The sequence below is a fragment of the Psychrobacter sp. VH5 genome, from assembly GCF_050572635.1.
GTDB lineage: Bacteria > Pseudomonadota > Gammaproteobacteria > Pseudomonadales > Moraxellaceae > Psychrobacter > Psychrobacter celer.
Map to the genome: position 1 here is coordinate 1730137 of NZ_CP192145.1, position 10307 is coordinate 1740443.

Annotated in this window: 5 protein-coding genes; 2 read left to right on the forward strand and 3 right to left on the reverse strand. The window is 44.6% G+C overall.

The window, feature by feature from the left end; all coding sequences use genetic code 11:
* Positions 1 to 12: 12 nt before the first annotated feature.
* The gene (locus tag ACNFVB_RS07310) at positions 13 to 1695 is read right to left on the reverse strand and encodes a carbon starvation CstA family protein (RefSeq protein WP_430737038.1); all 1683 of its coding nucleotides are present in this window, start codon (positions 1693 to 1695) and stop codon (positions 13 to 15) included.
* A gap of 302 nt (positions 1696 to 1997) precedes the next feature.
* Between ACNFVB_RS07310 and ACNFVB_RS07315 the strand changes: the two genes are divergently transcribed.
* Positions 1998 to 2666, forward strand: coding sequence for a hypothetical protein (locus ACNFVB_RS07315; RefSeq protein ID WP_430737039.1), 669 nt, complete (start codon positions 1998 to 2000; stop codon positions 2664 to 2666).
* Between the two features lie 86 nt (positions 2667 to 2752).
* Complete coding sequence (locus ACNFVB_RS07320) at positions 2753 to 3313, forward strand: hypoxanthine-guanine phosphoribosyltransferase (protein WP_105245837.1); 561 nt, start codon at positions 2753 to 2755, stop codon at positions 3311 to 3313.
* Between the two features lie 76 nt (positions 3314 to 3389).
* Here ACNFVB_RS07320 and recD read toward each other — a convergent pair whose 3' ends face one another.
* Both recD and ACNFVB_RS07330 read right to left on the reverse strand, forming a co-directional pair.
* Positions 3390 to 5603, reverse strand: coding sequence for an exodeoxyribonuclease V subunit alpha (recD, locus tag ACNFVB_RS07325; RefSeq protein WP_430737040.1), 2214 nt, complete (start codon positions 5601 to 5603; stop codon positions 3390 to 3392).
* A gap of 92 nt (positions 5604 to 5695) precedes the next feature.
* Entirely contained in the window at positions 5696 to 10285 is a 4590-nt protein-coding gene (locus ACNFVB_RS07330; RefSeq protein ID WP_430737041.1) for a UvrD-helicase domain-containing protein, read from the reverse strand.
* Between the last annotated feature and the right edge of the window lie 22 nt (positions 10286 to 10307).

The following is a 10307-nucleotide window of genomic DNA, read 5'->3' on the forward strand; positions in this document are numbered from 1 at the left end:
TCTGTTTAGCGTTTAAATGTCACCGCTTTTACCTTTGTGTATTGGCCATTCTTTGCGTAATACAGACAGACTCTCAAACGTCACCAAAATCGTTGCGATCAAGATAATGATGTCCATAATGATCAGTAGCCAATTGCCATCAGTGAAAAAGGTTTTTAGCTGAATTAATAGAGCAAAGACAGTCATAACTAATAAGAAAGTCAATGGCCCCAAGGTGTACCAAACTGGCTTGCCCTTACGCAATAAAATAACCGTAACAATCATCAAGGTTAGGGCTGCCATCAGCTGGTTGGTCGTACCAAATAGTGGCCAGATAATCATACCACCAGCACCATCGATACCACCAGCGCCAAAGGCCAATAGCAAACAGCTACCGACGGCAAGCAGGGTTGCAACGAAGCCTTTGTTCAATGCAGGCAAGTTATAAAACTCACCAAACTCTTGGAAAATATAACGTTGCAAACGAACACCCGTGTCCATCGTGGTACCAGCGAACAATGCTGCCATTACCGTAAGCATGGTCTGGGATAGCACGATATCGATACCGACACCAGCGTTTAGAATGGTTGCACCGCCATCAATAAACGCGCCAATAGAGCCGTCGCCAAATTTTTGATAAACCGCTTGCCAGTCTCCAAGGGTCGCAAAACCTGCCGTGGCTGCCAAAATCGCGCCAAGTGCTAGCATACCTTCGCCCAGCGCCCCAAAGTAACCAACAAAACGTGCGTCTTCTTCTTTGTCAATCTGCTTAGAGGTCGTCCCTGTCGCCACCAATCCGTGAAATCCTGAGATTGCACCGCAAGCAATGGTCACAAACAACAATGGCATGAGTGATGGTGTGCCAGCTGGCAGCGCTGTGTTTACTGCTGGCGCGACAATATTTGGCGTACCAATGAAAATCGCGGCGTACAATAGAATCAAGCCAACAAACAACTGCAAGCCATTGATATAATCGCGCGGTTGCAGCAGCATCCAGACAGGCAACAATGATGCAATTGCCGCATAAGTAAACAAAATGAGAATCCAAACCGCATTATCAGGCAAGCCAAAGACCGTTTCAGGCAACACAATTGGGAACACAGGGCCAAGATAGATCAGACCGTATAAAGCAGTGACGCCAATGATAGAGACCCAAATCAGATTCATCTTGTAGCGATAGATACACTGACCGATGATAAAGGCCACCACCAATGCGCCCCAAACAGGTAATACAGCAGATGGCGTTTTGATCATCATGTTAGCGATAGCAACACCAAACACCGCATTGACCATCAATAGTAATAAGAAAATAACCACCATCATCAAGCTACGGACACGGGTCCCCATGACCGTACCAGCAATAGAGCCAATCGACTGACCGCGATTGCGCATACTTGCCCAAATGGCCGACATATCATGCACACCCGCCATAAAAATAGTACCGAGCACCACCCAAATGATGGCTGGCACCCAACCCCAAATCACGGCAATGGCAGGACCAATGATCGGCGCCGCTCCAGCGACTGAGGTGAAATGATGTCCCCATAGCACATATTTATTTGTGGGGACATAATCTACCCCATCTTTCATTGTGTGTGCTGGCGTGGGACGGCTGTTATCCAATGCCAAAATTTTAGTGGCAATAAATTTTGAGTAAAATAGGTAGCCGCAAAGCATGGCAGCTACACCGAATAAAAGTACAATCGCACTATTCATCTCATCTCTCCCTAGACAGGTAGTAGGTAGCCTTATAAGTTCAAGCTTTTTAAATCAAAATATGAAAAATATGCTAAATTAGTGTGCAGTGAGTGACTCCTCTCACCTGTCATCGGATAAATCGTCGGAATCTTGCGAGACTAGTATTCATCAGTAAAATCTGGAACTTTACTATTCAGGCACATCGCTAATTAGCATATATTGTGGCGAGCCTTTGCCAAAAATTCTGATTAAATGGTAACCGATTTCACGATAAATGTAACGTTCGTAAGGCATGAAAAATAACAAATAAAGGAAGCATAATGGCACATTATTTTGGATTCGTTCCTTCAGACAAATTAAAAGCGCTTATTACTGAAGCAGAGCAAGTGGTTGAATCAAATGAGTCAGTAGATTACTACCCTTATCGCGACGCGTTGACTCACCAAACCGCGCGTGACCTGATTGACAACCTACTCGTCGGCTTAGTGGATATCATTCCAAACCCCGAGCGTCAAGCAGCCATGCGCAAAGTGGTCGGCACCGTTGAAAAAGCGACGGACACGCTATTAAACATCCTACTGGGTAAAGAAAACAACGAAGAAGTGCTACCCAGCTTTCATTTTTTAAGAGATCGAGCGACATTTATCGATAATGATGGTATCAAGCGCATTGGTTTTCAGCTGTCTGACAAAGACGCCATGATCGTCGACAAAGGCTTTGCAGCGATTACGCCTGAGCATACAGATATGAAAACCTTTAAAACCGCGCTTGAAACCATGAACGAGGAAACGTTGACACACTTTGTCAGCCGCTATGCTGAAACCTTAAAGCTTGGCATGATCAAACGCAAATCTGTGCCCGTTGCCAAAGCGGCCATCGACAAAGGCATGTCTATGGCATTAAACAAGCTATTGCCCGATTTGCCAGATACTTCCTTAAACCGTTTGGCCAATTACTACCGCCCCTTTATCGTAAAAAAGCCAGAATAGCGAATATTATATTTTGAGGCTGTAGTGTTGGGCAAATTTAGTAAAATTTGCTAAAATAGGCGGCACTTTTATCAAAGGCGCAACCCATGACCCAAATTAGTAACCAAGAAATCGAAAAAACCCTACGCAACTCAGAGTGCCTTATTAGCAGTATCGAAGTTGCCGCAGCTTATGAGCGTCTGGCCGCTCAGCTCAACCTGCACTACGCTGGCCTAAATCCTATCGTCATGGTCGTGATGAACGGCGGATTGATTCCAGCTGGTCAACTACTGACCCATTTGACTTTTTATCATCGTATGCATTATATCCATGCCTCACGCTACCGTGATAACGAAGGTACCAATGAGCTAGACTGGAAATTTAAGCCTGATGTCAGTATCGAAGGTGAGCACGTACTGCTGATCGATGATATTTTTGACGAAGGCATCACCCTAAAAGCCGTCGTAGAACAACTTGGTAAAGAAAAACCGCTGTCTATCGAATGCTGCGTGCTGCTAAATAAAGAACATGATCGAAAAGTTGCTGACTTTGATGTGGATTTTGTCGGTATCAACGTTGCAGACCGTTATGTCTATGGCTGTGGCATGGATTTCCATGGTTATCTACGTCACCTGCCAGGTATTTATGCCATTAAAGAAGAAGCGTAAGCGCTTTATTTAAGCGGGCATTTTTAAAAGCATCCTAATCGGATGCTTTTTTTTGCTTATAGGGTTAGTAGTGACTCTAAAACTGTAAGGCTAACCCTGTATGGCGCTCAGTGGGCGTTTGAACGGCTTTTTCTAGTGCGTGTTTTGTACTATATATGGTCACTTGTTTTTTGGCACGTGTCACAGCGGTGTAAATCAGCTCTTTACTCAGCAGCCTTGCGTGACTATTGTCAAAAGTAATGAGCACATGATCAAACTCTGATCCTTGGGATTTATGAATAGTCATCGCATAAGCGGTGGCGATGACCTCTTCATTGAGCAAATTAACAGCAATCCCCTGCTCCTTGTTTTCAAAAAACACCTCGAGACGGCTACGATCATCGCTAGTCTGCAAACAAAAACCAATATCCCCATTAAACAACCCTAACTCATAGTTGTTTTGTAGAATCATGACAGGGCGGCCATGAAACCAAGTGTTTTGACCCAGAGGCAGCTTCAGCTCAGTAAGATGCCACTGGGTAAAATAGTTATTGATGTAATGATCACCCCATTCACCATTGTGGCCGGCAGTTAATATTCGAAACTGATTAAAGGTGTTCATTAGTGAAGTAATGGTTGTTTTGACTGACTTTGGTATGGATTTTTCTATTGGGTTTTGCAGAAGAGATTTGATTTTATTTAAGTATGAGTTGTAATGTTTAGTTGTTTTTGATATTTTTTCTTTATTGCTTAGGCTATTTATTATAGCGTTATCATTAGCTGATGAAGTTGGCAAGCTATTGATATTGTTTATATGCTCAAAGCTCAGCGCCTCATCATATTTTAATAACTGCCAAATAGCCTGCGTGTCCGTTTCTATTTTATTTATTTGATAAGCAAGTTTACCAATACCAGAGTCAGCGGTAAATCGGCGACTTTCTGTGAGCTCCGCATGAATCGCCTGCAAGCGCGGAATACGGCATAAATCAGCCAATACCGCCCCTGCATCTACCGCAGCCAACTGGTTGGCATCACCCAACAATATCAGTCGCGCCCCAGGCTTTACTGCACTGACAAGGTGATTTGCCAGCTCCACCCCTAGCATCGATGCTTCATCGACGATAATGATATCCTCGCCAAGTGGATTCTTGGCATCATAACGCGGTCTGCCCGTACGTCCGATACCTAGCAAGCGATGAATGGTTTTGGCTTCTTGTAATTGTAGTTCGACATTCGCGGCATCTAACGCGGCTTGCAAAGATTCTTGCATACGCTGTGCCGCTTTACCCGTTGGCGCGGCTAAAGCTAGGCTAGCACTGTCTGTACTAAACTTGATTTTTTCATGTGCCGCCCCCCTACTCTCTGTCGCTTGCTGCAATGCCATCACCAGCTGCGCCACGGTGTAAGTCTTGCCCGTGCCTGGGCCACCTGTAATGATACTAAAGGCATTTTTATTGGCGATATCAATCGCCTTTATCTGATTTTCGTGAAGGTTGTCAGGTATTGCTATCTTAAGCGGCGTTACTTGTTGGTCTAAAATAGTATTGATGCGCGCCGCTAAGTTAAATTCCGCTTGCCACGCTCGGTGTAACCAAAACGTGATTGCTGCGTTTTGTTTATCATCCTCTTTACTGTTAATGTGCTGATAAATGATAGGTTGATTATTCTTGCTTAGGCTATTTTTATTTTCATTATGGTTTGCGTTTGCATTAACGTCAGCGAACAAAGTGTGCTCATCGATTAACTTAGCAAAAAACGTTAAGTTACTATTTTTCAATAACTGGTAGAGTGCCGCTACTGCATCAAGCCTTTTAATTAACATCTCTTTTTCATGATTGCTAAGTGCCAGCTGCGCCCATAGCTGGTTTTGCTTAGTAAACAAATTCTCCAGCAACACAAATATTGATGCCTCAGCCGGAATATCAATCTCTGATTGAACCGCTATTTGAGTGTCAATCAAGGCAATCAGCGGCATTGCTAGCATCTCTAACAGCTGCTGTTGCCACTCATATAGTGTCACTGTCTCGCCACCAATCTGACCACTATGCGGCGCTTCATGCTCAGTTTCCTGAATGGTGAGTACAGTATGCCCCTCTTCTAAATGCGCAGCCAACATAGTAAATAGAGCGGTAAATAAGCCGTTATCTGATGCTGAGTCTACTTTTGCACTACTATCCTTAGTCGTTGCATCGGCCTTGCTATAGGCTACATGCGTTTGCTGACGACGTAGCAAAATATAATCGCTAATATTACTGGCCCAGCTTTCTTCTGAGCTGATATCAGCCTTACTTTTATTGTTATTATTACTCATGATGTGTTCTTCTCTATATTTATATAATCAGTTCAATTTAGGGCTTTAAAAAAGTGTCCTAGTTATCCTTAGATTTAATAAACTATAGACTGCTAATTTGGTATGCCAAACAACGTGTCTAAGGCCTTAATAAAATCAATGGGTATATCCCACGTCACCAGTCCATAGCGGGCATTGCTTATTGGCTTATCAGGCATTGTCTCACTGGCTGTTGAGTCGCCGCCGCTCAGTGTGTTCGCCTCTTTTGCCTTAGTCGCCAACTGAGAGGCTGGATCATATACACCTCGTAAAAAAACATACTCCACCGAGCCCAAATATTTATCTTCATTGCCTATATAATCAGCAATTCGCATTGACAAAAACCGATGCAATGCTACTTGATAAATGGCGGCTTGTAACCAATACCCTGCCTTCGACATTGCTCGCTTGAGTGTAGTCTCATCATAATCGCTTAGGCTATTTCCTAAAAAGTTACTTTTATAATCGACGACATAATACTTGCCAGCATGCTCATATACCAAATCGATTTCACCACGTAAATAACGATATAAGTGCGCTTTGTTTTGCGGAACCAGATTGATGTGCTTGTCGGTCTCATCTGGTAGGTACTTCTCAAAAAGCTGATTGATATCCTGTGCTTTAAAACGCTCTGATAGCCCCATATTGAACTCTAATTCGGCAAACCTATGACCTGCGTCAATAGCATGTAACGGCTGATTAGACGCTAAGAGCGGCGTATGTAGCACCTCTTCTATCCAGCCAATGAGCGCTTCATGCTTACTAGCATCGATCACCTCCGAATCCAATAAATCAGTATTTAATGACGCACTACCACCTTTGTCTTGCGTCTTTGCTTGTAGGCGACGGCTTTGGGCCTCAGCACTGCTATACACCAGCGGCAGCTGATAGCTACTGACAGCCCTATCGATAACCTGTGGCCACTGCGATTTATTGCCAAAATCAATTTTTTCAAATATCTCATGCAAAAACGTACCCGCATTGGCACCTTTGACAAAGGTAAAACGAATATCATCCTCTAACTTGATACTTGCCTGACCGACTTGCGCGGCAGACGCATAACTATCTGGTTCATGACTACCCAGTGACGGTGAAACTGACGTTTCGGTGATATTGATATCAACATCAATATCTACCGCATCATCTATACGCTCATCCATCACAGCCATTGTCTGCGCCGATTCATCTAGCTGACGTGCTAAAGCGGTAAAACTGGTCTTGGCCCAACCATAAAAATAATTGATTTTCATAACCTCTGAAAAATCATCATACTGAATAGGCTCGGTTTTGGGCTTAGTCGAGGCAAGCGCGCCATTATTCGTTAATGCGCTTATTGCTGTCACGCAGTTATCACGATAAAACGCATCGACCTTATGCCCTCTAATCATGCCTATGATGCCTTTGAGCCTATCTGGCAATTCAAACTTGGCCTCCTCGGAGTCAAACCAATAACACACTGGCCTGAAGTTACAATCAGTATTTCTATAAGCATCTTTTAATACCACATAAAGCTGTTCACTGGCGCGCGTAAAGGCGACATAGCCAAGCCGGCGCAGCTCATCAAAGCCCTCCTGCGTCTCAATATCAGTATAGTAGCCGTCTGTGGTCGCAGAGCCTTGCACTGGTGAGAATCGGCGCTGATTGCCTGTCGATTGCTGCGCCAACGCTGACTGACTTTTTTGAGAAGCGTCTTGTTGAGTAGCATATTGCTGGCTAGGGTTTTGTTGCGCATTATAGAGATACAATCCATAGTCTTCTTTATTACCTGATTTTCTACTGGCATCGTCCATACCCAGTACATAGACAATGGGAAACTCTAGTCCTTTAGACTTATGAATGGTCATTAGCTGCACGCCAGACTCTGTCGGTAGCGGATATTGCTTAGCCCAATCACTGCTCGGCGCGCTATCTATGTTCTGTCTAAACCACGCTAGCAGCTCATACTCACCCATGCCGATACCATACTGCGCCAAGATATCCATCACATGGCGCAAATCCATAATATGACGCGCGCCTTCTGGATGCGCGGCTAGTGCTTGCCACACGCCTTGCGGCTGTACAGGGCTTTTGTCCAACAAGTAATGCATGGCCGATAATATGCCAAAGTGCTGCCAACGCTGGGCGCCTTCTTTTAAATAGCTAATAAAGTCTTGATAGCTTTTCTTATTATCAATGGCTTGTGTATTAACGCTATTTAAATCTACAACCCCTGACTCATGGTCCGTCATCATGGCTTTGACATCCCTGATGCTCAGGCCATATAAATGACTGGTCAGCACCCGATTGATCATATCGTGACGATACGGGTATAGCATGGCACTTAGCAGCGCTGCCACATCCTCTGCCATGATGGTTTCAAAGATACTGACATCACTGGTGGTCAAGGTCGGCACACCAAGCTTGACAAGCTCGTCTTCCACCCGTTTTAAATCTTTTTTTGCACGTGCCAGCACACCGATATCGCTCGGCTGAATCGGCTTGCTTTTAAGTGTCTGATGGCTGCTCAGCAAGGTGGCAATATGACGGGCTGTGATTTCAAACTCGTCGTACTCAAGCGTCTTATCATAAGGCAGGTGCAACACACTCACGGGCTGAGCAGAGAGCACGTCATTTACTAAGTCATCTAACGAGTCACTATTTTGGTCGCTGTTTGGCATGTCTGGCTGACGAAACCAAGACAGCTGATTTTCTTGCTTTTCAGCTTTGATGTGCTGGTAATAAATACCACTACCTAACTGTGCCAGCCTATTCTCTTGAGTCACTGGCGCAGGCATACCGAACCAGCAGTTCAATGCGTTAATCACACTGGCGTTTGAACGACGGTTAGTATCGAGCGTCCATAGGCTGCTTTTGTCAAACTGGGCTTTCATATAATTGTAGTTGGCGACATCACCGCCGCGAAACCCATAAATGGCCTGCTTAGGATCACCAACCAATAGCAAAAATTCATGGTTGGCTTTATCACTCGCCTTATTACCCGTAGCCTGCTTGTCATTGGCCGATGGTTTACGCTTCGGCAGATAGATGCTTTCAATCATAATGGCTTGCTCGCCATTGATATCTTGCGACTCATCAATCAATGCCACTGGGTAATGGTGACGGATGTAACGTGCCAGCTTCTCTCCTTGTCGACCGGTCAATGCTTGGTTTAAGCGTACCATCTGCAAGCTAAAGGTGGTTTCACCGCGCTCTTCTAAGATAACCGGCAGTCTGTCACGCACCGCCAGCACGATATGGCGATTGAGATTGGCTAACAACATCACAATATGCTGATTTAAACCATCAACCATATCCAAGATAGCCATTAATTTACTGATGGTTTCTAACGCGAAAAATGCTTCATGCTCTTTTTCTCTATTCTTATTAAAATTCTTAATTTTACCTTCTTCATTGGGATATCTAGAATCCTGCAATGAGGTAAGAATCTTATTTTCACGTTCATGTAAATAACTGGTAAACGCCAGCTGATGTTCCGCTATTTTTTGATGCACCTCAATAATGGCATCAAACTGTGTCATTAAATTAGAGCGCCCATTAAACCCTTGAGACTTTCGATAATCAGGATTTAAGTACGGTTGAATATCTGCCAAATCTAATGTCGCAAACTCATGCAATAGCTGTTCATATAAACCAAAATCAAAATCTGCTAGTCTTACCTCATCAATCGGCGCAGAGATGAAATTCAGTGAGCGCGTCACAAAGCTTTTGTGATCGCCCACTGCCGTCAGCTTGCCTTGCTGATCCATCAATGCATAAAGCTTGGGCTGCTCATGGTACAGTCGGCTTTGAAACTGACGCAGTTCATCATGAATGATACTGTCCGTCACTTGCTCGATACTACTGTCGTCAATAATGGCCATGCCTTGCTGGTGGCCTGTCTCGCTACTGTATTCTGTAAGCCACTTTTGTGCCAAGCTATCGAGGGTACCGACAAACAGCTTATCCAAGGTCGTCAACACCAATGCCGTACGGCGAATCGCCTCTGTCATAGGATAGCTATAGACATGATCAAGCAAGTAGCCAACCAGATGCAGATTGATAGGGTCTTGCATGATGTCATCTAAGCGCGCACCTTTTGCCTGCGCGACTAGCCATTTTTCACGAGTTTGTTTTGCTTGTACACGCTTTTTGGCCGCGGCTTTTTTGTCATGGGCTTTATCATAGTCATAGGCAATGTCCTGGTTGAGTTCATCAGCGTCTTTTTTAGCAGTCGCATCCGTGTCTGCGTGCTGACTTACTTGACTATTCTCCTTATCTTTATCGCTGTCTGGCGTCACTTGTAGGATGGATGGATATAAATGCTCTTTATTTGCAGGGTTGGCACTCAGGCTACTCATCCATTGCAGCAGCTGATAAAAATCCACCAAACGATCATGAATGCGCTGACGCATCTCGGCTGCCGCAGCGCGAGTAAAGGTCGTTGCAATGATTTGCTCTGGCGCGCGCCGTGCTTCAATGAGCAAGCGCAGTACGATGCCCGTAAGTGTCCAAGTCTTACCCGTACCGGCTGATGCTTCGATAAGATGCCGACCTGTCAATGCCACCTCAATCGCTGGTATCACCTCGGCCTTGGGCTCTGCAACATCCAAACCTTGAGAAGAGGGTTGGTACAATTCATCGTCAAAACTCGGTGATATCGGTGTATCGGTGATAAATTCTGTCATAGGGGCGTACACTTTTTATTAT

What these genes read in the sequence shown, in the direction of transcription:
- ACNFVB_RS07310 (WP_430737038.1), bottom strand. Translation starts at nt 1,695, where the DNA reads ATGAATAGTGCGATTGTACTTTTATTCGGTGTAGCTGCCATGCTTTGC.
- ACNFVB_RS07315 (WP_430737039.1), top strand. Translation starts at nt 1,998, where the DNA reads ATGGCACATTATTTTGGATTCGTTCCTTCAGACAAATTAAAAGCGCTT.
- ACNFVB_RS07320 (WP_105245837.1), top strand. Translation starts at nt 2,753, where the DNA reads ATGACCCAAATTAGTAACCAAGAAATCGAAAAAACCCTACGCAACTCA.
- recD (WP_430737040.1), bottom strand. Translation starts at nt 5,603, where the DNA reads ATGAGTAATAATAACAATAAAAGTAAGGCTGATATCAGCTCAGAAGAA.
- ACNFVB_RS07330 (WP_430737041.1), bottom strand. Translation starts at nt 10,285, where the DNA reads ATGACAGAATTTATCACCGATACACCGATATCACCGAGTTTTGACGAT.